17 protein-coding genes, 1 tRNA gene and 3 pseudogenes are annotated in these 21,478 nt (G+C 68.7%); 11 read left to right on the top strand and 10 right to left on the bottom strand.

The features are described 5' to 3' along the window. The 4 genes and pseudogenes from ABZZ74_RS47945 to ABZZ74_RS47930 all read right to left on the bottom strand — a co-directional run. Positions 1-176: pseudogene (locus ABZZ74_RS47945) on the bottom strand (IS630 family transposase); the annotation flags it as partial. 83 nt (positions 177-259) lie between these two features. Then, positions 260-502 (bottom strand): hypothetical protein, encoded by a 243-nt coding sequence (locus ABZZ74_RS47940; protein WP_356950430.1) that lies wholly within the window; start codon positions 500-502, stop codon positions 260-262. 402 nt (positions 503-904) lie between these two features. Continuing rightward, positions 905-1,309, bottom strand: coding sequence for a hypothetical protein (locus tag ABZZ74_RS47935; RefSeq protein WP_356950429.1), 405 nt, complete (start codon positions 1,307-1,309; stop codon positions 905-907). Between the two features lie 119 nt (positions 1,310-1,428). Further along, positions 1,429-1,704 (bottom strand): hypothetical protein, encoded by a 276-nt coding sequence (locus ABZZ74_RS47930; RefSeq protein WP_356950428.1) that lies wholly within the window; start codon positions 1,702-1,704, stop codon positions 1,429-1,431. A gap of 373 nt (positions 1,705-2,077) precedes the next feature. Between ABZZ74_RS47930 and ABZZ74_RS47925 the strand changes: the two genes are divergently transcribed. After that, a complete protein-coding gene (locus ABZZ74_RS47925; RefSeq protein ID WP_356950427.1) occupies positions 2,078-2,833 on the top strand; it encodes a hypothetical protein in 756 nt (251 codons plus the stop codon). 594 nt (positions 2,834-3,427) lie between these two features. Here the strand turns inward: ABZZ74_RS47925 and ABZZ74_RS47920 are convergent. Beyond that, positions 3,428-3,592: a hypothetical protein gene (locus ABZZ74_RS47920; RefSeq protein WP_356950426.1), complete on the bottom strand. Its 165-nt coding sequence runs from the start codon at positions 3,590-3,592 to the stop codon at positions 3,428-3,430. On the opposite strand from ABZZ74_RS47920, the gene ABZZ74_RS47915 reads away from it, so the two are divergent. The 7 genes from ABZZ74_RS47915 to ABZZ74_RS47885 all read left to right on the top strand — a co-directional run bounded on the left by ABZZ74_RS47915 (position 3,576) and on the right by ABZZ74_RS47885 (position 13,149). Next, positions 3,576-4,463, top strand: coding sequence for a 2-dehydropantoate 2-reductase N-terminal domain-containing protein (locus ABZZ74_RS47915; RefSeq protein ID WP_133049879.1), 888 nt, complete (start codon positions 3,576-3,578; stop codon positions 4,461-4,463). The genes ABZZ74_RS47920 and ABZZ74_RS47915 overlap by 17 nt on opposite strands. A 167-nt stretch (positions 4,464-4,630) precedes the next feature. Then, positions 4,631-5,860 (top strand): glycosyltransferase, encoded by a 1,230-nt coding sequence (locus ABZZ74_RS47910; protein WP_356950425.1) that lies wholly within the window; start codon positions 4,631-4,633, stop codon positions 5,858-5,860. Next, positions 5,857-7,665: a right-handed parallel beta-helix repeat-containing protein gene (locus ABZZ74_RS47905; protein WP_356950424.1), complete on the top strand. Its 1,809-nt coding sequence runs from the start codon at positions 5,857-5,859 to the stop codon at positions 7,663-7,665. The genes ABZZ74_RS47910 and ABZZ74_RS47905 overlap by 4 nt, the downstream gene beginning before the upstream one ends. 304 nt (positions 7,666-7,969) lie before the next feature. Further along, positions 7,970-10,009: a right-handed parallel beta-helix repeat-containing protein gene (locus ABZZ74_RS47900; RefSeq protein WP_356950423.1), complete on the top strand. Its 2,040-nt coding sequence runs from the start codon at positions 7,970-7,972 to the stop codon at positions 10,007-10,009. Positions 10,010-10,075: 66 nt separating this feature from the next. Beyond that, positions 10,076-10,954: a polysaccharide lyase gene (locus ABZZ74_RS47895; RefSeq protein WP_356950422.1), complete on the top strand. Its 879-nt coding sequence runs from the start codon at positions 10,076-10,078 to the stop codon at positions 10,952-10,954. 28 nt (positions 10,955-10,982) lie between these two features. Further along, positions 10,983-11,747 carry a nucleotidyltransferase family protein gene (locus ABZZ74_RS47890; RefSeq protein ID WP_356950421.1) on the top strand — a complete coding sequence of 255 codons (765 nt, stop codon included), beginning with the start codon at positions 10,983-10,985 and terminating at the stop codon, positions 11,745-11,747. A gap of 49 nt (positions 11,748-11,796) precedes the next feature. Then, positions 11,797-13,149 carry a phosphomannomutase/phosphoglucomutase gene (locus tag ABZZ74_RS47885; protein WP_356950420.1) on the top strand — a complete coding sequence of 451 codons (1,353 nt, stop codon included), beginning with the start codon at positions 11,797-11,799 and terminating at the stop codon, positions 13,147-13,149. A 7-nt stretch (positions 13,150-13,156) separates the two neighbouring features. Here ABZZ74_RS47885 and ABZZ74_RS47880 read toward each other — a convergent pair whose 3' ends face one another. Next, positions 13,157-13,648 (bottom strand): heme-degrading domain-containing protein, encoded by a 492-nt coding sequence (locus tag ABZZ74_RS47880; protein WP_356950419.1) that lies wholly within the window; start codon positions 13,646-13,648, stop codon positions 13,157-13,159. A gap of 430 nt (positions 13,649-14,078) precedes the next feature. On the opposite strand from ABZZ74_RS47880, the gene ABZZ74_RS47875 reads away from it, so the two are divergent. Next, positions 14,079-14,345 carry a hypothetical protein gene (locus ABZZ74_RS47875; RefSeq protein ID WP_356950418.1) on the top strand — a complete coding sequence of 89 codons (267 nt, stop codon included), beginning with the start codon at positions 14,079-14,081 and terminating at the stop codon, positions 14,343-14,345. Positions 14,346-14,405: 60 nt separating this feature from the next. Here ABZZ74_RS47875 and ABZZ74_RS47870 read toward each other — a convergent pair whose 3' ends face one another. After that, positions 14,406-14,795, bottom strand: a complete 390-nt coding sequence (locus tag ABZZ74_RS47870; RefSeq protein WP_356950417.1) for a hypothetical protein — start codon at positions 14,793-14,795, stop codon at positions 14,406-14,408. Positions 14,796-15,446: 651 nt separating this feature from the next. On the opposite strand from ABZZ74_RS47870, the gene ABZZ74_RS47865 reads away from it, so the two are divergent. Continuing rightward, positions 15,447-15,520: transfer RNA gene (locus ABZZ74_RS47865), tRNA-Gly, on the top strand. 230 nt (positions 15,521-15,750) lie between these two features. Further along, positions 15,751-15,966 (top strand): annotated as a pseudogene (locus tag ABZZ74_RS47860) (transposase); the annotation flags it as partial. Positions 15,967-16,101: 135 nt separating this feature from the next. Here ABZZ74_RS47860 and ltrA (ABZZ74_RS47855) read toward each other — a convergent pair. The 3 genes and pseudogenes from ltrA (ABZZ74_RS47855) to ltrA (ABZZ74_RS47845) form a co-directional block, all read right to left on the bottom strand. Then, positions 16,102-17,838 carry a group II intron reverse transcriptase/maturase gene (gene ltrA / locus ABZZ74_RS47855; RefSeq protein WP_356950416.1) on the bottom strand — a complete coding sequence of 579 codons (1,737 nt, stop codon included), beginning with the start codon at positions 17,836-17,838 and terminating at the stop codon, positions 16,102-16,104. A 638-nt stretch (positions 17,839-18,476) separates the two neighbouring features. Beyond that, positions 18,477-19,233 (bottom strand): annotated as a pseudogene (locus ABZZ74_RS47850) (ISAzo13 family transposase); the annotation flags it as partial. 130 nt (positions 19,234-19,363) lie between these two features. After that, complete coding sequence (gene ltrA / locus ABZZ74_RS47845; RefSeq protein ID WP_356950415.1) at positions 19,364-20,797, bottom strand: group II intron reverse transcriptase/maturase; 1,434 nt, start codon at positions 20,795-20,797, stop codon at positions 19,364-19,366. Between the last annotated feature and the right edge of the window lie 681 nt (positions 20,798-21,478).

Raw genomic sequence — 21,478 nt, 5'->3', positions numbered from 1 at the left:
TCGTCGCTGGTGAACGTCACCTCGGCGATCTTCGCAACCGGCATGCCCTGCGCGGATAACAACACCATCTGAGCCCGCCGCCAGGTCACCACCGAGCCAGTGCCTCTGCGGATGATCCGCAGCAGGCGCCTGCCCTCGTCGTCGTCAATTTCCCGGACCCGCACGCGCTCAGCCACGTGATCATTGTGGCCGTCTGGCGCTTCCCGGCGCAGCAACTGGACGACACACCACGACAGGGCGAACGTTGCCTGATGCGGCACTAGTTGAGAGCGGCGGCGACGTCGAGGGTGTCAATGTGCCAGCCAAGCGGCACCCGCCAGGCGTCCACACACAATGTCCACGTGTGCTCGGCCTCGCCGCCGGCTGGGATCGGCGCGGGCAGGCTCCGGACCTGCGTGACCATGCCCCAATCGGTGCCGAACAGATCGAGGATGTGCGTCCCGAAGCGAACCGTCCCGGACGTCGCCGGTGAGCCACCTGTGTTGCGGAGCTCCACGGTCACGTCCTCACACCATCGCTTCTCCGTATCCGCGAGTCCCACGTTCCCGACCGCGAGAGAGGGAGGTACAGGCTCCGGATCGTTTGGAACCGGACCCGGAGCGCTCGGACTCGGCCTCGGATCGTTCGAACCGGGTGCCGGGCCGCTCGGACTCTGCCCCGATGAGGTCGGCCGGGTGGGCTCCGAGGTCTGGTCGGCATTCTGCGGCTGTTGCGTTTCGTTGCCCGCGCTGAGTTCCGGCGGTTCCCCCGCGCCGGATCTGAGCACCGTGAAGCTGCTGGCGTCGGCGTTCTTGTGCCAGGTGTCGTCCCTTGCCGCTCTGTCGTCGTCCTCGGAGCTGGCCCCGGACTGTCGCCCGGGGATTTCGGAGATCTTGGCGTGGGGCTGGTCCGAGACTGTGGCGGGCTACGGCACGTTGGGTGTGTCGGGCGAGCTGCCGTTCGGGGGCAGATATAAGGCCGCGGCGGGGGAGGCAACCGCGACGACGGTGACGGTACCCGTTGTGGCGAGAGCGGGGCTGCGCTTCCACAGGGAGCGCAGGCGCGCACCTAGCGAGCCGAAGACGGCCGCTACGCCGCCGCCGATGTAGAGAGCGAGATGACGCTTGCGGCGCGCCGGCTCGGGTGGTTCCTCTTCTTGCGCCGGTATGGCGGGCGGCGCCGGTTGCTGTGTGAGGCGGGCGATCTTCTCGGCGGCGAGCTCAGCTTCGATCTTCGTGAGACGTGCAGTCTGTCTCTGCTGGTTCTTGTGGAGCAGGACGATTGCCAGGACTGCCGCACCGAGCACGCCGGCCAAGAGAACTTGATCCACGTGTGTCCCCTATTCAGAACTTACGTTCGACTAGGGGGCAATGATCATACTTACCGGTAACTGGTTTCCACCTCGCGCCGAGACCGTGACCATAGCGTTACTAAGGGTAATGCACGAGGTCAACTGGCCTCGCGGCGACCGGTGTTGTTCACGACGTCTGTCTGTCCGGACTCGCCGACCGCTGGGCGGTCGAACCGGCTCAGCACCTGTTCCCGCGCCTCCGGGCTGAGGGTGGCCAGAAGCGCGGTGATCGCCTCGATTTGAGCGGTGGTGTCAGGTGTCCCCGCCGTGCTGGCCGGGAACGGCGGCCCGGCGAGTTCGTCAAGGACATCGGCGGCGTCGCTGCGGCCGGCCTGGCGGAGCTGGTCCGAGGTGAGGCCGACGACCTGCGCCATGCGGGCGAGTGTGTCGTCGGGCGCGGTTACCGGGATACGTACGCCTCCCACGTCCTGGTACCCGTTGACGATCTGTCGCCATCGGGTCTCGCTGATGGGCACTCTTCGGGCCGCTTCGCGCCCTGATAGGCGGGCTCGGCGGAGAGCCTCCTTGATCAGCACGGCCTCTGCTGGCGGTGCCGGTGTCTGCGCATCCATACGGCGAAGGTTCGCACAACTACGCAGTAGTTCGCTACATGATCGCACTCATTGACCTGGCCTGACACAAACTGAGGTCACATAGGGCGCAAACTGCGCGCGAAATGTTCACGCTACGCGTCACTACGCATAGACCCCCGACGTCACCCGCGAGGTCTCGGCCGGAACGCTCAGCATGGCCGACAGCTACGGCTTCTCCACCATGATCACCGTCCACGTCATCGACGGCCACGCGGGCAGCCCGGACACGGTCCACTTCTTCGACAGCGGCGAGACGTACGTCGTCAACGAGTGGGGCGACCGCGCCCCGTGCGCGGTCGCGGTGCGCGTCAGCTGGGGCGGCAAGACGCCGACCGTCAAGAAGGTGCCGGTCAACCGCGAGACCCGCAGGGCCGCCCGCAAGACGCAGAAGAAGGCGCGCGGCGGCCGGGGCGCCGCGGCCCGCGCGGCCGTCATCTGCATCAACTGGCAGCGGGTGGGCGAGGAGGGCTCCGGCGCGCTCGACGTCGTCGAGCCGCTCGCCGACGGCCGGTACCCGATCGGCGGCTACGAGTGGCCGTGGTGCCTGGTCACGTGGACGTGCGCGTGCGACTACAGCATGGGCTGGCACGAGACCGAGTGCCTGTGCGGCCTGACCCGCGACGGGCAGCCGGAGCCGGGGCCGGCGGCAGCCGCCCACAAGGCCGGGGTCGAGTTGCAGACGCTGGCCCCCGAGGCGACTCGCAGCGTTCAAGAGGAGCTTCAGCGGCCAGGGCAAGTTGCCAGTGAACCGGCACAGCCAGCGGCGTCGAAGCCGTCCAAGGCGCTGTTCACCCCGCCGCTGTTCACTTCGTCAGCGCGGGCCGTCGAGGGCACACGGCGGTGGACCACCGGCCATGTCTCGTTCATGAACGTGCGCCACGGACAGCTCTCGGGCGGCGTGGCCCACTGAGGACAGGTCCAGGGCGGCACGCGGTCGCCTACGACATCCCGGCCATGCGGTGTTCCTCGGCAAAGAGGCGCCGCCCCGCCCCGGCATGGCTGAACGTTCTCGCGCCGACCGCCCGACACTGCCGAAGAGCACCCCTGTCGGCCTCCTCGCCTCAGTTGACCAGCCGGTCCGGAGTCGGCGGAGGGCCGCTCGTGGGCGGTCTCGGATCTGAAGGTCGTGCGTAGATATGCATAGGCCATGTAATCGCGCGCTGCCCTGGCGCTGTTTCTGTTCGCTATGGGAGCGTTTCCATCGTCGTCGGGATGTGGGCGGTCAAGTGGAATCCGGCGCGCGTCGGAGCACTCGTACTAGGGATGCCCTTTACTTTTCCGACATAGGCAATTAACAGCCGCGCCCCCGCAGATGTGTAGATCCCGTGTATAACTTCGTACTGTCTGAATTTGGGCGACGGGCGCCAAGGGGGGCGTCTCGTCGCTTGGCGTAGTACTGACAGGGGGTTTGGGGGGCATCGACGGCGCCGTCTCGCGCTGTCGCATCATCGGCCGCACGCATGGGGAGGCGTGTCGATGTCGAAACGTTTCGGTGAATTCACCGTCAATCGCGCTCGCCGCGCGGCTGGCGCTGTTCTTCACCATATTTCGCGCGGGATGGTGTTTTCCCTTCCCTGTCGCCGAATCTCTGCATTCCGCTTCCGTGTTCGGCGTGCCCGCAGGCACCCGAATCCGAACAGGAGAATGATTCAATGGCCAGAATCTTCATCGTCGGTTCCGGAGTTGTCGGAACAGCCACTGGCAAGGGGTTTCTCCACGCCGGCCATCAGGTGACCTTCATCGACGTGGCGCCGCAGCGCCTGGACTACCTGCGCTCCCAGGGGCTGGACGCGCGTGCCGAACTCGACCTCAGCGCCGAGCCGGACGCGTTCGTCTTCCTCACGCTGCCCACGCCCAACGTCGGCCACCGCTACGACCTGTCCGCGTTCGAGGCGGGCACCGCCTCCGTGGGCGACGCGCTGGCCGACGCAGCAGGTACGCACATCGTCGTGGTCCGCTCCACCGTCCCGCCGGGTACGGCCGAGGGCCTTGTGCAGCCGCTGCTGGAGAAGCACTCAGGGAAAACCGCCGGTGAGGGCTTCTCGCTCGCCAGTAACCCGGAGTTCCTCCGCGCGGCCACCGCGGTCGAGGACTTCCGCCACCCGTGGATGACCGTCATCGCCTCGCGCAGCGTACGCACCCGGGAGCGACTGGCCGAGTTGCTGGCGCCCTTCGGCGGTGAGACACGCGTCTTCTCGAACCCCGCCGAGGCCGAGTTCGTCAAGTGCGCCCACAACATCTACAACGCCACGAAGATCAGCTTCTGGAACGAGATGTGGCTGGTGGGTCAGCATCTCGGTCTGGACCTCGACCCGATCGCCCAGACCGTGGCCCGCTCGGCGGAGGCCTCGTACAACCCGTACTACGGCATCCGGGGCGGCGCCCCGTACGGCGGTGTCTGCCTGCCGAAGGACACCCAGGGGTTCCTCGGCCTCGCCGCGTCGATCGGCGTCGACATGCCGCTGCTCAAAGCGGTCGTCACCGTGAACGACAAGCTCGCCGAGGTGGCCGAACTGGAGACCGAGGCCCTGACCGCCTAGGCCCGGCGGCCGGCGCAGCCCGACACGGTTCCGCGCCGGCCCACCCCGTCGGCCGGCCGGTCCGGGCCGGATCCCGGCCGCCGGGCATCTCTCTCCGCTGCCGCGCCGCATGGCCGGCGCGGCAGCGGAGGCTGTCAGACACCTGTGGACCCAACGAGAACAGGCCCATGAGCGGACTATTCGACACCACCCTGCTGGACTTCCGGTACTACCTCGTCTACCTGCCGCTGGGCATACTCGGCCTGGTCCGCTGGGCCTGCTGGCTCGTGCGGCGGGCTCCCGCGGCTCTCTACCAGCCCGTGAAGAACGACCACTTCCTCCCGCTCGGCATCGTCGTGCCGGTGTACCAGGAGGATCCGGAGATCTTCGCCCACGCGATCGAGTCGTGGCTGGCGAACGAGGTGGCCGAGGTCGTCCTGGTCATCGACGTCACCGACAAGGCCTGTCAGGACATCGCGGCGCGCTATCCCGTGACCGTCGTCGTCACCGACGTGCCCGGCAAACGCGACGCCCTGCGCAAGGGGTGGGAGGCATGCTCCGCCGACCTGGTGGCGCTGGTCGACTCGGACACCATCTGGGCTGACAACGTCGCCCGGGAAGTCTGCAAGCCCTTCGCCGACCCCAGGATCGGCGGGGTGGGGACCCGTCAGAACGTGTACAACCCCAAGGGGTTCCTGCAGCGGGTCAACGACATGTACCTGGACTACCGGTACTTCGACGAGAACGCGGCGCAGACCGTCATGGGCCGCGCCGTCTCGTGCCTGTCCGGACGCACCGCCGTCTACCGGCGCGAACTGCTGCTGGAGATATCCGACGACTTCATGGCGGAGACGTTCTGGGGCGTCCCCTGCATGTCGGGCGACGACAAGCGGCTGACCACTCTGATTCTGGAGCGCGGCCACCTCACCTACATGCAGCGCTCCGCCCGCGTCTGGTCGACCTTCCCCGGCACGCTGCGCATCTTCCTCAAGCAGCGGCTCCGCTGGGCCCGCAACACCTGGCGCTCCGACCTGAGGGCGCTGTCACACCGCTGGGTCTGGCGGCACCCCTTCCTCGCCTACACCTTGATCGACAAGGGGGTCAGCAGCTTCACCCTGCTGTTCTCGCCCTTCTTCATGACCTGGGCGATCATCCGGCACGACTGGTTCTTCGTCGCCTGCCTGGCCGGCTGGTGGTGGGTGAGCCGGTCGATGAAGATCCTGCCGCACCTGGTGCGCAAGCCCTCGTCGTTCTTCCTGGTGCCCGGCTTCGTCCTGATCTCGTTCATGATGGCAGTCGTCAAGCTCTGCGCGCTCGCCACCATCCGCAAGCAGCGCTGGCTGACCAGGCAGGTCTCGGTGGAGAACGGCGTCGTCGTCAGGACCGCCCAGCCCGCCGGAGCGGAGGCCACGGTATGAGACACGCCGCCCGCGTCGCAAGCGCCGCCCTCGCCGCGGCCACCCTGCTGGCCGCCGTCGCGCCCGCCGCCCACGCCGCAGGCGGCACCGGGGGCGACCCGGACGTCGCTGCCTGGCAGCGCAGCGGACGCCCGGACCGGCTCATGGTGATCAGGCCCGGCACCGTCGCCCTGGTCAGTCACGGCTCCGTGGTGAAACGCTTGTACCCGCAGTACGGACCGCTCCCGCTGAGCTGGCTGGCCGCCAACGCGGGCGGGGAGTGGATCGGTTACGCACCGGTGAAGGCGGGCGGGTCCAAGACCGTGCGGATCAACACGGCCGTGCTGCTCGCTCCCGGCGCCACCCTGCAGTTGGGCCGCCGCACGCCCACCGTGCTGATGACCGCCGGGAAGACCGCCGCGTCCGGCACCTGGATCCGCGGCAGCCGGGCCACCCTCGACATCGACGGTGTCACCCTGGCCTCCGCGGCCGCGGACGGGCCCGCCCCGGCCCCTGCGGACCTGGCCGGACGCCCGTACCTCGCCATGGGTGCGGGGGGCCGCATGACGATCGACGACGCGGAAGTGACCGGCCTCGGCCGGGGCGCCGGCGCCCCGGCCCGGGAGTCCGGGGTCACCTGGGGGCGGGCCGCCACCGGATCCGCCACCGGCTCCACGTTCCAGGGCGACCGCACCGGCCTGCGACTGACCAGGTCGACCGGCGTGAAACTCGACAAGGTCACCGTCAAGGGTGCCGTCCAGGACGGCGTCGTACTGGACGGCGACCGGGGCACCACGGTGCGCGGGCTGACCGTCGAGGGCAGCGGCGGCAACGGTGTGACGGTCGGCGGCACCGACCGCCGCAGTCTGTCCGGCGTCACCACCAGTGACAGCCACGGTACCGGCATAAAAGCCACCGCCCAGCACGGCCTGACGCTCACGGCAACCGCATCGCACCACGACGCCCGGGGCGGTGTCCGGCTGATCTCCTGCGTCTCCTGCGTCCTCGGCAAACCCGTGGTGGACGGCGCGTCCTCCGCGATCAGCGTCTCCGGCCAGGGCGCCCGGGTGACCGTACGCGATGCCCGGCTCACCGGCGGCGCGGACGGCGCCGGGGTGACGCTCGCCGCGGACATCGCCGGTGCCACCGTCATCGGTGGCACGATCAGCGGCTTCGACCGGGGCATAGCGATCGGCGGGCCCGACGTCCGGGTGGACGGCACCACCGTCAGCGGCGCCGGCACCGGCGTCAAGATCTACGGGCACGCGAGCGATGCCGCGTTGAACTCCGTCGTCGTCCACGGCGGCCGGGCCGGAGTCACCGCCTCCGACGCCACCAGAGGCGTCGTCCTGACCAGCGTCCGGATCAGCGGCGTTTCCCGCAAGGGCCTGGCCTCGGCGTCCACGGGGCTGACGGTCACCGGGGGGTCGGTCAGCGGCGCCCTCACGGCCGTCGACCTCGGCGCCTCCGCCCGGCTGGAGAAGCTGACCGTCAGCGATGCCCGGCGCGGCATGCACCTGGCCTCCGGCGTGCACGCCGCCGCCGAGGGCCTGGACATTCTCGCCGAGCGCAAGGGAATCGAGGCGGACGCGGGTGCGTGGATCAGTATCACGGACTCGCGGGTGAGGGCCCCCACCGCCCTGTCCGGGAAGGGCACGATCAAGCGGCTCGGGCACACGGAGGTGACCCTGCCGCCTTTCCCCTGGCTCGGGTTCGCGGCGCTGGTCGCCCTCACCCTCGCCGTTCTGCTCCAGACCATCCACCAGGTCCGCCACCGCAGGACACCGCGGCCCCGGGTTGCGGCCCACGTGCGGAACACCGCGTGACCCGGGGGCGGGCCGCCCCGGTGACGGGGAGGCACCCGTCACCGGGCCACCCGCCCGCCCCCGAACCGCCGAAGCTTCTGCCGCGCCCGCCGACGCAAACCCGCCCGGCCCCGCCCGGCTCTTCCTCGGCGGGCAGTTGAGGTACCGGCCCGCTCCCGGTCGGCAATCGCTCCACCCAATCGGATACCGCGCGCACCGCCGGACGGCGGGAGGCCTCCCCGGAACGAGCCCCGCCCGTCCTCATCGCAAACAGCGCCTCCGCAGTTCAGTGCCGAACGGCGGAGGACATGTACAGGAGCCTCCTATGAACGACCAACCACTCAGACCGGGCGCGACCGCCCCGGCCGACCGGCCTCGCACGGGCCTCTCGCCCGCCCCGCTCTCCCGGTCGGCTAGGAGCGTCGCCCCCGCGGGCCGCTCCGCCCGCCGCCTCGGCGTCGCCCTCACCGTCCTCGGACTGCTGACCGGCCCCGTCGTGCTGTTCGCAACACCGGCGCAGGCCGCCTCGTGCTCCGGTCAGGTCCGCTACGCCAGCAGCACCAACACGATCTACCTGACCTCCGGCACCGCGAGCCTGTCCGACATCGACGCGCTCTGCCCGTCCGCACCCCTGGTGGAGACGGACCCGTCCACCAACACCTGGGAACTGAGCGCGGACCTTGTCGTCCAGAACGGCGCCACCCTCGACCTGCACGGCAGCGCCGTCGGCGGTGACGTCGACACCCTGCGGCTGCGCAGCCTGTCCGACAATGTCGCCACCCACGTCAGCGCCATCACCGCGCAGTACGGTGACATCGACATCGACACCGTCCACATCACCTCGTGGGACGACGCCACCGGCGCCCCGGACACGGACCCGTACCTGCCCGCGAACGCCCTGTCCGGTTCCCGGGCGCGCGCCTTCATCAGGGCCATCTCCTACCTGGACACCGACGGCACGCCACGCGAGTCGCGGATGGACATCAAGGACAGCGACATCGGCTACCTCGGCTCCCACGACGCCGAGAGCTACGGCGTGTCGTACAAGGGCCGCGGCTGCGACTCCACCCACCTCGCCGTGTGCGCGGCGCTGAACGTCTACGGCTCGGAGACGGGCAGCCGGTTCCACAACAACTTCATGGGCACGTACACGTTCGACGCGTACGGCATGACCTTCACCGGCAACGAGTACGACCACAACGTCATGTACGGGCTCGACCCGCACGACGACTCCGACTACCTGACCATCACGCACAACCATTCGCACGACAACGGCGACCACGGGATCATCTGCTCGCAGCGGTGCGACCACCTGGAGATCGCGTACAACGAGGTCGACCACAACGGCATTCCGCCGTACGTCCCGGTCGGTGACGACGACCCGTCGGACAACCAGGTCCACGGCATCATGATCCACCGCGGGGTCACCGACAGCGTCATCGAGGACAACTACGTCCACGACCAGCCCAACGGCGCCGGCATCGCGGTCTTCGACAGCAGCGGCGACACCATCCGCGACAACACGGTCACCGGCGCCGAGTACGGCCTGCGCTACAGCGTCGGCTCGTCGAACATCACCACCACCGGCAACACGGTGACCAACAGCAGCCAGTACGCCGTCTTCACCTACCAGGGCTCCGACATCCCGGCCTACACCAACAGCACCGGCCGGCCGAGCAACCTGACCTTCACCGGCAACACCTTCGACACGACCGCCAGCAACGCGGTGAAGCTGAACCAGACCGACGGCACGGTGTTCTCCGGCAACACCTTCAGCGGCTCGTTCGCCTCCGGGGTGCTCACGCAGTGGAGCACGGGGACGGTGTTCTCCGGCAACACCCTTCCCACGTCCCTCACCTACTCGGTGAAGGGCAACTCGACCACCCCGGGCAGCATCACGTTCAAGGACGCCAAGCAGGCCACGAAGGTGGCGGTGGACTCCGTGAGTTCGGCGTCGTTCACCGGCTCGGCCGGCACCGTCTACAAGGCGAGCGGCTACCCGGCCGTCACCACCGCGCTCGGCTCCGCCGGAGCGGGCAGCACGGCGACACTGACCGCGGCGACGGTCGGCACCTCCCAGGTGACCGTCACCCCGCAGTCCGTCGCGGTGATCCCCTCGAGCGGCACCGCCACGGGCCGCGTGCCCACCGGCGCGGGGGCGTACGAGGTGCTGGTCGCACCCGGCACCGCCGGCACCGACCTCGCCTTCACCGCCGTAAGTCTGACGCCGGGCGCCAGGTACGCGCTGACCGTGGGCGGCACCACGCTCGCGAGCGGCACGGCCGCCGCCGACGGCACCCTCACCCTGCACACGGTGCCGAGCACGGCCCAGGAGGTGGACTACCGGTTCGTCAGCGCGAGTTAGCGGGCCTTGAGACGGCCCGACGCACGGATCGACGGTTCGGCACACCGACAGACGGGAGCGGCGGCAGTGCGCAGACGGCAGTTCATCACGGCCTTGGGGGCCACCGTGATCGGTACGGGGGTCGCCGCCTGCTCCTTCGGCGGCCCGGGGGGCGGCACGTCCGGATCCCCGGGCCGCTCCACCGGCTCGGCCACCCCGCTGAGCGCGGACCCGTCCGCCGTGGCCGGGTTCTTCGGCCCCCGGCTCACGGCACGCCAGGCCGGCTCGTTCGGCCTCTCCCGCGCCGGGCTGCTGCCGGGACACCACCCCGTCCTGGGCCGGTTGCTGCGGGTCCACTACCCGGCACGCTCGGCCAGCCCGACCGTGGCGCGACAGTACGGCCTGCCCGAGGGCGGAGCCCAGATCTACCTGGAACTCGCGGGCGGCCCCGTGGACCTCCTCCACCTTCGTTACTACGTGCGGTTCCCGAAGGACTTCGACTTCGTCAAGGGTGGCAAGCTGCCCGGCCTGTACGGCGGGACGGTGACGAGCGGCCGTCGTATCCCCGACGGGGCGAACGGGCTGTCCACCCGCTACATGTGGCGCACACACGGCGCCGCCGAGGTCTACGCGTATCTGCCGACGTCGGTCGCCCACGGCACCTCGCTCGGTCGTGGCTCCTGGGACTGGCCGCTCGGCCGCTGGGTCTGCGTCGAACAGGCCGTACGCCTCAACAAGCCGGGCCACCTCGACGGAAACGTGACCGTCCACGTCGACGGGGGGCAGGTGCTGAGCCGGGGCGGGCTGGAATTCCGTACCACCGATCGGCTCGGCATCGACGGAGTACTCTTCTCGACCTTTTTCGGCGGCAGCGACCCGACATGGGCGACGCCGCGTTCTCAGTACGCCGACTTCGCGGCGTTCGCCGTGTCCGACCGGCCGATCGACCCGCTGCCAGGCGTCTGAACATCCCGTCCTAGGAGGGACCCCACCCATGACCATCACCCATGACACGGCTCTCGCCATCACCGGCTGGGGCGGAGCGCATGTCCGACAGGCCGTCATCCTCGCCGGAGGGCAGGCCAGCAGGCTGCGCCCCTACACCGACCACATCCCCAAGGCCCTGGTGGAGGTCGCCGGACGGCCCATCTTCGAGCACCAGGCGCACTGGCTGGCCGCCGAGGGCATCGAGGAGGTGGTCATCTCCTGCGGCTACAAGGCCGACGTGCTGCGCGACTACGTGGCCGCCAACCGGCTTCCGCTGAACGTACGGGTCGTCGTCGAGGACGAGCCGCTCGGCCGTGGCGGCGGCCTGAAGTACGCCGCCACCCACCTCCCGTTCCCCGTGGAGCGGTGGGCCGGCCTCAACGGCGACATCCTCACCCGCTTCTCGCTGCGCGACCTGGCGCGGGCCCACGTCGAGCGGAACGCGCTCGCCACGCTGGCGGTGACGCCGCTCAAGTCGCCGTACGGGATCGTGGAGATGACCCACTCCGACCGGGTGACGAGCTTCACCGAGGCACCGGTGCTGCCGCACTGGATCAACGCGGGGGTGTATCTGTTCGAGCCGGAGGTCACCGCGCTCCTGCCGGACCTGGGCGACCACGAGGACACCACGTTCCCCGAGCTGGCGCGGGAGGAAAGGCTGTCGGCGTACCGGATCAACGGGTACTGGCGCGGCGTGGACAACGCCAAGGACCTGAAGACGGCGACGAAGGAGATCACGGGGTTCGGCTGGGTCCGGACGGTCACCGCCTAGCCGCCCCCACGGACCGTCCCGGACCGCCCCGACAACGAAAGGCTTCCCCGTGCCCGACTACTCCCACCTGGTCAAGGCCTACGACATCCGTGGCGAGGTCCCCGCACAGCTGAACTCCGACCTCGCCCGCAGGACCGGCGCCCTCTTCGTCCGGCTCACCGGCGCACCGCGGATCGTGGTCGCCCGCGACATGCGCGACAGCAGCCCGGAGCTGGCCGCCGCGTTCGCCGCGGGCGCGAACACGGCGGGGGCGGACGTCGTCGACGCCGGGCTCGGCTCGACCGACTACCTGTACTACGCCTCCGGCAGCCTCGACCTGCCCGGTGCGATGATCACCGCCAGCCACAACCCGGCCAAGGACAACGGCATCAAGCTGTGCCGTGCCGGAGCGGCGCCCATCGGCGAGAGCTCCGGGCTGGGGCGGATCCGGTCCTGGCTGGAGGCCGGCGACATTCCGGCGCCCGCGGCCCGCCCCGGCACCACCACCTCCCGGAACCTGCTCGGCGACTACGCCGCCCACCTCAACGCCCTCGTCCCCCTCAAGGGCAACCGCCGCCTGACCGCGGTCGTGGACGCCGGCAACGGCATGGCCGGCCACACCGTGCCGGCCGTCCTCGACGGCCTGCCCGTCGATGTCGACGCCCTGTACTTCGAACTCGACGGCAGCTTCCCCCACCACGAGGCCAATCCCCTGGACCCGAAGAACCTCGTCGACCTGCAGGCCCGGGTCCGCGCCGTCGGCGCCGACATCGGCCTCGCCTTCGACGGCGACGCCGACCGGTGCTTCTTCGTCGACGAGCGCGGCGAGGCGGTGTCTCCCTCGGCCGTCGTCGGCCTGGTCGCCGCCCGCGAGCTGGCCCGTCACCCCGGCTCGGCCGTCGTGCACAACGTGATCACCTCCGCGGCCGCCGTCGAGGTCATCCGTGAGCTCGGCGGCACGCCGGTCCGCTCCCGGGTCGGCCACTCGTTCATGAAGGCCGCGATGGCCGAGCACGACGCGGTCTTCGGCGGCGAGCACTCCGGCCACTACTACTTCCGGGACTTCTGGCGTGCCGACACCGGGATGCTCACCGCCCTGCACGTGCTGGCCGCGCTCGGCGAGCAGGACCGCCCGCTGTCCGAGCTCGCCGCTGGCTACTCCCGCTACCCGGCCTCCGGTGAGATCAACTCCGTGGTCGCCGACGTGCCCGGCACCCTCGACCGGGTCGAAGCCGCCTACCGCGGGGAGGGGGTCACCACCGACCGGCTGGACGGGCTGACAGTGGACCTGAGCGACGGCCGCTGGTTCAACCTGCGGCCGTCGAACACCGAGCCCCTGCTGCGGCTGAACGTCGAGGCGCCCGTCCCGGCGGCCGTCGACGCCCTGCGCGACGAGGTGCTCGCCCTCGTACGGCGCTCCTGAAGGGGCGTTACGGCTTCAGGAAGTTCTCCAGCGCCTCCACCACGAAGCGGTGGTCCTGGAGTTGGGGGAGGCCCGAGACCGTCACCGAGCCGATCACGCCCACGTTCTCGACGGTGATCGGGAAGGAGCCGCCGTGGGCCGCGTACTCGTCCGGGTCCAGGCGGGAGGACTCCTCGAAGGTCGTGCCCTTGGCGCGGAAGCGGGCGCCAACCAGGTAGGAGGCCGAGCCGTAGCGCTCCACCACGCGGCGCTTGCGGGTGATCCACGCGTCGTTGCCGGGGGTCGAGCCGGGCAGGGCCGCGTGGAAGAGCTGCTGGCCCGCGCGGTGGATGTCGATGACGACGGGGGCCTGGCGCTCCCGGGCCATCTCCACCAGCAGGGAGCCGGGGGTCCACGCGTCGTCGCGAGCATGACCTTGGACTGGTCCCGTCTGCGCCGCCCTGCCGCACGCCGGCGAGTACCGGATCTCCACCTGCTGACCCGTGTCAACTCTCGGCACACGTGGCTATGTCACAGCGAGCTGGTGACCAACGCCCGCAAGTACGCACCCGGCCCCTGCCTGGTCACCCTGGAGATCAACGGCGGCGCCATCGAGGTGACCGTCGGGGACAGCAACCCCACCCCGCCCGCAGTCCTCGTGCCCGACCCAACCTGCATCGGCCAGCACGGGCTGGAGATCGTGATGGCCGTCGGCCAGAGCTTCGCCATCCACCGCGAACCCGTGGCCAAGCGGATCACCACGGCGATCGGGCTGGCCAACGACCCCGCGGGGGACGCTGCCAGCCGCCAACGACGCCTTCGAGGACGCGGCGAAGAAGCGGCGCGAGGTCTTCGACCGCGGCCTGCTCCTCATTGCCCACGTCATCCGCGAGGAGCTGCCCAATGCCACCGCCATCACCGTCTCGCCCGACGGCGCCCGTCTCCTCGCCGTGCACGACGCCGAGGGAACGATCTGGAAAGACGGGGACGAGACCACGCGCGCAGGGCTGAGCCGCCCGAACCGCGGCTACATTCGGCGCACCCTGCGCGACATGTTCAATTTCGCCCGCGAGCCCTACCCGCTCCTGGCGGCCAACTGGAGGCACGTCCCAGGGTCTGACACGTACCGCGTCGACCTGCCCGAGGACCCCGACAAGGATCAGGAGCAGGTGGTCTCGGCCGCCGACGACTGGTCGCACAGCACACCGGGGGCATAGCCGCCAGCAGGCGAGGGCCGGGGAGCAGGCAGCGCCCCCCGGCCCTCGCTGCGGATCTAACTAAACGCAGGTGTGAACAGACCAGCCACGCCACTTTCCGTCCCTGAACACGTTGACGTACTCGCCATCGCCCCGCACGTAGACTTCCACGCAACGCTGGCCACGCGGGAGATTCTCGAAGTCCGAAAAGTAGTCTGCGAAACCGTTGCCGGGTGGCAACTCCTTCCAGCCTCCGGCATTCGCCCACGTGTGCCAGATTTCGCGATTAGGGGCAATCACGAACGTCTCGTCGTACCTGCCGTCTGCATTCCAATCGACGTCGTAGGCTGCCTGCGGTTCGCCGCAGATGTACTTGCCGGTGTGGTTCCAGCGCGTGATGTTGTGGTAGCAGCCCGCCGTCGAGGCGCCACCTGTGTTGCTCTCCACCGATGTCACGATGGGTTGCGTCACGGAGGGTTCCTCTGCTTTCGGCGCCGCTGAAGAAGCCGTGGGTGCGATTAGTACCGTGCAGCTGGCCAATGCGGCCGCTGCCGCGAGCCCCGTCTTGTGAATGGTGCGCACCTGTTCCCCCTTGCATGCCAGTGAGTTGTGCGGTCAAAGCGGGAAGCTACGGTCTTTCGCTGGTGCGCCGCATCCACCGGTGGGTTGACGCACCGTCCCACTGCCGCGGTAATCGGGTAAACCCTCGCGGTACAGAGATAGGGCCTTGCCCCCCGGAACGACGTCGAACAGGCCCCGTAGATGAGGACCCCCCGCCCGGCTTTCCAAGCCGGGCGGGGCGTCGCGGGCGTCCGGGTAGGGGATACCTCGCACCGATCGCAATCACCACGGTCCCGGCAGGTTCCACGGTTGGCGGCGAGGAGACGGCGCATGCGCTGATCGAATGGCTGAGCAACGCGCTGTGACCACCGCAGTCCGGCGCGTCCTCGCCTGCAACGTCACCGTGGCGTCCACCGTGGCACCCGGCGGCCCAGACTCCGAGCGCGGCCCGGACGATCGGCGCTGGCGGACTCAACCCGATTAAGTTCTTGATCCGTTGTAGCTCCGGTCCGTAACTTCTGGATGGACCGGTCGTTTCCATCAGTGATACGGCTACCGCCCGCGCCGGTGCGTGTAAGCAACACGCCTCGACTTCCAGTCGGGGGTTCCAGGTGCAAGCCCTGGTCGGCGCTCCACGAAGGCCCCATTGACGTCCACGCCCCCGGGCGCCAGTGGGGCCCTCGCATTCCGTGCCACCGCTCACAATGGGCCGACGAATCCGCAGGTAGACCCTGCGCTGTCGGATCTTTTGGAGCGGCCCATGTTCCACGGCTCGATACCCGCGCCCATCCGGTCGATCATCTACGAGCACGCCGGGACCTGGCCCGGCGAGGACATCTACGTCGGCTGCTCCGGGAACTTCACCGGCATCCTGTACGTGCTCCACAACGACATAGCCTGGCAACTCCTGCCCCCGGAGCTGGGGTTCGGCTCCGGACAGACCTGCTGGCGACGCCTGGATCGCTGGCAGCAGGCCGGTGTTTTCGAGCAGCTGCACTGCATCCTGCTCGCCGAACTCAACGCGGCCGGCGAACTCGACTGGTCCCGCGCGTGCGTGGACGGCTCCCACATCCGCGCGGTCCACCAGGGCGCGTCCGCGTGTCGTGGCGCAGGCGGCGAACAGTCGGGTAGGACCGCCGCATTGCTGCGACGGTCCCCCCTCAGAACCGGCCGTGCGGGCTTTCCCCGCAGCTCGGCTCAAGCAAGCCCGGAAGGCTCACAGGCGTGCGGTGCAGGACGCGTGGATGAGTCGGAGCTGCACCCCGTCCGACGTGTCGATCCCGCGATAGGTGATCTTCCTGGTGGTGATCGCCTGTCGGGTGCTTCGCAGCCATTGTTCCCACTTGATGGGGCTGGACGGCGGAGCGTCGGCGTGCAGCAGCGGTCCCCGGCAGATCAGACACTGCCCGTTCTGCGCCTGGAGCAGGCGCAGGGTGGCGCGGTTGATCGGCGGTGGTGGGCTGGTGCGGCGCCGTTCGGCCCAGTAGGTCGCCAGGGCAGGGTCGTCCGGGGACGCCGAGCCGTGGACCATCTGGTGTCGGACGATCTTCGTCCAGGCGAATTTCAGCAGGTAGGCGCCGCTGTCGCGGTCACCGAACACCCACTGGTCCTGCCGGGACTTGTTGAACGTGCCGTAGTACCGGGTCGTGACCCAGTGCCGGGGCTTGTTCGGGTGAGCGCGGGTCGCCCACTTGTAGGTGAGCTTCCACAGGTAGTCGTCCAGCGCGGTGAAGACCTCGCTGGCGACCACGCTCCGGTAGTAGGCCGACCATCCCCGGATAATCGGGTTGAGCCGTTGCAGCACCGCGGCGGCGTTGGCCCCGTGCAGGGACCGCACCTCGGTGCGCAGCCTGTTCCGGATCCGTCTGACGGCCTCGCGGCTGGGCTTGATCAGCAGCTTGCCGTGATAGCGGCGGATGGTGAAGCCGAGGAAGTCGCAGCCTTCTTCGAGGTGGACGACGCGCGTCTTGTGCTCGTTGAAGACCAGTCCTCTCGGCCTCAGCCACTCGGCAAGCCGGGCCTTGACCTGTTCGGCCTGTTCCCGTGAATGGCACAGGGCGACGAGATCGTCGGCGTATCTCACCAGCAGCGGAGAGCCCGGCATGGTGTCACCGGCACGGCGGCCGGTCTGCCGGTACTGGACTCCCGCAGCCGTCTCCATCCCGTGCAGGGCGATGTTCAGGAGGACGGGGCTGATCACGCCGCCTTGAGGAGTTCCCTCCTCGGTCGGCGTGAGCCGGCCTTCCTCGACCACACCGGCTCGCAGCCACTGCCCGATCTGTTCCCGCGCGGGGAATGTGCCGAGCTGCTGGAGAAGGTGGTCGTGGTCGATTCGGTCGAACGCCGCTGCCAGATCCGCATCCAGTACCCACCGGCGGCGGGCCTTGCTGCCCTTGGCCGTCCAGTAGATCGCCGCGATCGCGTCCTGACAGCTGCGGCCGGGCCGGAAGCCGTACGACTTCGGCTCGAACCGCGCTTCCCACTCCGGTTCCAGTGCCTGGGAGACCCGGGCTTGCTCGACCCGGTCCAAGATCACGGGAATGCCGAGCGGGCGTCTCCTGCCGCCTGGCTTGGGGATATACACCCGCTTGACGGGCCGGGCTCTGTCCGGGCTGATCCGGTGCTGAACCCGATGGGCCAGTTCCGCTTTGCCCGCGGCGGTCAGGACGACCTGACCGTCGATCCCGGCCGTCTTGCGTCCTGCGTTGATCTCCGTCACCCGCCGCACGCTGACCAGCGTGTTGGACCGGGAACGGAGCATCAGTTTCTGCAAGTTGCGGACCCTTTTGAGGTCCCCTGCCTGCGATGCCGTGAAGATTCTCTGCCGCAGTCGCCGTACTGACTCCTCCTGGGCCTGCCAGTTGATGGCATCCCAGTCGAGCGGAGTGTCCTCCGGTCCGTTCACCGCAGCGGTGCTGGTCGCGGCCGGGTCGGCAGCGGGTATGACCGTCACGGTGTCCAACTTGCCCTTCGGTTCTGGTTCCTGCTCAACAGCGTTCTTCACAGGCTCACCCGGCCCACGTCAGCACCCTTTCGGGTCGGGCATCCGCCCGTATCCGGCCAGTTATGCGGGACTCGGCGGAGGTGCCGGTGCTGTCCCGGTTTCCTGCTGCCTTTCGGCGGCCGGCGTTGGCTTCTTGGACCGTCCTGCACCCGCTGGGGATTTGGGCCTTCGTTACGGTCGGCTGACCAGACCAGCAGGTCTGGACCCCAACGGGGTTGTCACGTTCCACACGTGTGAGATGCGACCGGGGTGGATGCCCTCATTACCCCGGGGCGGTGGTGTCCTCCCGGCCGACTCGGTGTCTTCGACCGGCACCCGCCGCTTCTCAGCGGCCAGCCCTGCACCTCGCTTTTGCTTCCCATCTGCGAGGCTTGCCATCACGGAGCATCGTTGAGGGTTCAGTGAGCTTCACCCGTCCGGTCTTCCCCTTGCCTGTGACCCCCGGATGGAACGGGAGCCCTTGGGCTTCTTCCCCGAGCTTCGCACCCCGCCGTTACCAGCGACGCACGTCGGGGAGGGGACGGGCCTTGGACACTGGCCCGGGTCACGTCCTCGGCGTCATGCCGACCTCCTCCCTGCGTAACCACTCACAGCGTGCGACCTCGCGTCGCACCGCCGATCTGGCAGTTTTCGGTGCGGCCGGGGGCCCGTATTTCAATAACTGTCAGCGATGGGTTCCGCGGGGGTTGTTCGGGCGTGTAGCTGTTCCAACGTGCGGGCGGGCGATCCGGGTATGGGCGTGACGAGGATCCGGTGCAGGTCCAGGAGCCGTTTTGCGTCCTGGTACTGGATGGACAGGTTGGTGCGGTTGACGCCCAGTAGTTGCGCCAGGAACGTCATGGTCACCGCTCTGCGGCGGCGCAGGATGGCTGCCAGGAGCCGGTGGGTGTGGTCCACGCTGCTGGTCTGTGGGTGGCGGTAGCTGCGCGGGCGGTGGAAGCGTCGCTGGAAGGCTGTTTCGGCCAAGGCGTCCCAGAAAGGCTCCGAGACCGCCACCAGATGCTCGAAGGCGGTTCGTGACATGCCGGCCAGGGCCGGGTCGGTGAGCATCGCGGTCAGGGCCGCGTCGGTCCGGTGCGTCGTTGCCGGCTCGTCTGGCGCTCGCGGTGGAACGGGAGACAGTGTGTAGTTCCAGTCACCGTGAAAGGTATTGGGTGTGATCGCAAGGGCACGGAACTCGGCGGGTGTGATGCTGATGCCGAGGTCGTAGCTGCCTGTGTCCAGTTCGGCCCCGATGGTCAGGCCGGTCCTGGTGGTGGTGGCGGCGATGGTCTGGAGGACGACCTGGTAGCTGGTCAGCGGCCGCCCCCGCCAGTTCGCGGTGATGTGACAGAACATCCGGTGGTGAAGTAGGCCCAGAGCGCGGTCTCGTCTTTCGAGCGAGCCGTTTCTCTGGGCCTCTTCCCGCACCCGGCGTGCCACTCTCGCGGCACCGGGCGCTCCACAAGCCCCGTTCAGCCCTTGGGAATCTTCCTCATGTGGCGGTCGGCCAGGGCGAAGGAATGCCCGCTGTTCCCCGGTATCGGTAGCGCGTAGTGCGCACTTTGCCGGGGTCAAACAGGGATACTTCAGCCCCTGATGGCCACCATCCGCCGTTGCAGTAGCGACGACGGAGGTCCTTCCGGTTGATTCGGTGGTGTTTGCGGCGCAACCACTTCATCACCTGATTCCACGCATAGTTCCTCAGGTATTGAAAGGTCGCGTTGGACACTCCGGGACGGAAGTACATGCACCAGCCGAAGAGCATCCGGTTGATCTGGATGAGCAGTTCGTCCAGTGGCAGGCCGGTGGCTGTTCTGCGCCGGATCTCCTTGACCTTGCCCATCGCGGCCTTGAGGGCCTTGCGCGAGGGATAGGTGTAGACGTAGCGGCGGTCGGTGCCCCGTTTGCGATGACGCTGGATGTGCCATCCGAGGAAGTCCAACCCCTCGTCGATATGGGTGATCAGGGTCTTCTCGGGCGACAGGCGCAGGCCCATCGTCGATAAGACCTCCGCGATCTCCTCGCGCAGAGCTTCGGCATCCTCCTTGGTACCACTCACCATCAGGCACCAGTCATCCGCGTACCTAGAAATACGGCAGTTCGGAAGACCTTCACGGCGCCGTTTGGCTCGCTCCCAGGGCTTGGACTCCGATCCTCCCGGCGCCTGGGCGATGTACTCGTCCAGGACCGAGAGGGCCACATTGCTCATCAACGGCGAGAGGATCGAACCCTGCGGAGTACCGGCAGTGGTGTCCCGAAGTACACGGTCCTCATCGAGGATCCCTGACTTCAAGAACGCCTTCACCAGGTCCAGGACGCGCTTGTCCCCGATGCGGGCCCGCACTCTGCCCATCAGGGCGGGGTGCGAGATTTCGTCGAAGCAGGCTTCGATGTCGCCTTCCACGATCCACTCATACGACTTGGACGTGAAGAAGCGCACCTCGGCCACCGCGTCGTGGGCCCGGCGTTTGGGACGGAACCCGTAGGAACACGGGAGGAAATCCGCCTCGAAGATTGGCTCCAGCACCAGCTTCAGGGACGCTTGCACCACCCGGTCTGTGATCGTCGCGATCCCTAGACGGCGCAACTTGCCGCCGGCCTTGGGGATCATCCGCTCACGGACAGGAAGGGGACGGAAGCTACGGTCCTTGATACTGGCCCGCAGCCCTGCGAGGAACTCCTCGACGCCCATGCCCCACCCGATGGACGCGGCCGTCCGGCCGTCCACCCCGGCGGTCTTCGCGCCCTTGTTACTCCGCACCCGATCCCACGCAACCAGCAGAAACGCAGGATCGGCAACGAGATTGAACAGATCATCGAACCTGCGACGGGGATCGTCACGGGCCCAACGGTGCAGCTTGGTCTGGATCTCCAGTACCCGTCGTTCTGCCACATACGTGGCGGACTCCAGCTCGTCGGTGTTCACCGGCGACAACCTCCTGGTATTCCCGCACGTCCGCTGCTGACTTGCTGGCCCCCTTCGCCATGTACGTACCTCTCGTGCGCTCGGACTACTACGGGGCCTCCGCCACGCGCTGGAGCCGTCAGCCGACGACGGGCCTGCCCACCGGCTGACTGGATGTCAGCCGGGACGGGCGGTTCCAGCGCGCTTCCCACGTTCACCACTTTCCGGTCGACGAGCGAGCCGCCCAGCTCTACCCCGACAGCATCGCCACGCCTACGCCGCAGTCATTCAGCGTGGCCTCCTCACCAGCATCGAAAGACCGGTTTCGAAGTCGCCGCCCGACAGGCGGACGGCGTGCGCTGCACCCGGCCCATATCCTCCAGATTGGAGCCGGTGGAACCCTTACGGGACGTCAGACACTGGTTCCTCTCGTACGGCGTCTCGTCTTGCTTGCCGGACACGCACCGTCTGGAAGTACCGGCGCGCTCCGTCGCTGTCAGGGCTGCTCTCACCTCACCGTGCGACTCCACGGCTCGGCTGCCCTCAGCTTCACCGGACTGCTGCGACAGCCCGGCGGCAGGGGTCTTTCACCCCTGCCCGGTAAGAGGTGAGGTCGACCCGGAGCGCGGTACTGGCCTTACGACCAGCCCGTTTCTCCGGGTCGCCTCCCGAACCCGGCGTGCACCGCTAAGCGCACCGGGC

Source organism: Streptomyces sp. NPDC006476 (assembly GCF_040612015.1).
In the GTDB taxonomy this organism is placed as follows: Bacteria; Actinomycetota; Actinomycetes; order Streptomycetales; family Streptomycetaceae; genus Streptomyces; species Streptomyces griseorubiginosus_B.
The sequence above is the reverse complement of the archived record's forward strand: the minus strand, read 5'-3'. Positions and strand labels throughout refer to the sequence as shown.

What these genes read in the sequence shown, in the direction of transcription:
- ABZZ74_RS47900 (WP_356950423.1), top strand. Translation starts at nt 7,970, where the DNA reads ATGAACGACCAACCACTCAGACCGGGCGCGACCGCCCCGGCCGACCGG.
- ABZZ74_RS47910 (WP_356950425.1), top strand. Translation starts at nt 4,631, where the DNA reads ATGAGCGGACTATTCGACACCACCCTGCTGGACTTCCGGTACTACCTC.
- ABZZ74_RS47925 (WP_356950427.1), top strand. Translation starts at nt 2,078, where the DNA reads ATGGCCGACAGCTACGGCTTCTCCACCATGATCACCGTCCACGTCATC.
- ABZZ74_RS47915 (WP_133049879.1), top strand. Translation starts at nt 3,576, where the DNA reads ATGGCCAGAATCTTCATCGTCGGTTCCGGAGTTGTCGGAACAGCCACT.
- ABZZ74_RS47890 (WP_356950421.1), top strand. Translation starts at nt 10,983, where the DNA reads ATGACCATCACCCATGACACGGCTCTCGCCATCACCGGCTGGGGCGGA.
- ABZZ74_RS47920 (WP_356950426.1), bottom strand. Translation starts at nt 3,592, where the DNA reads ATGAAGATTCTGGCCATTGAATCATTCTCCTGTTCGGATTCGGGTGCC.
- ABZZ74_RS47930 (WP_356950428.1), bottom strand. Translation starts at nt 1,704, where the DNA reads ATGGCGCAGGTCGTCGGCCTCACCTCGGACCAGCTCCGCCAGGCCGGC.
- ABZZ74_RS47905 (WP_356950424.1), top strand. Translation starts at nt 5,857, where the DNA reads ATGAGACACGCCGCCCGCGTCGCAAGCGCCGCCCTCGCCGCGGCCACC.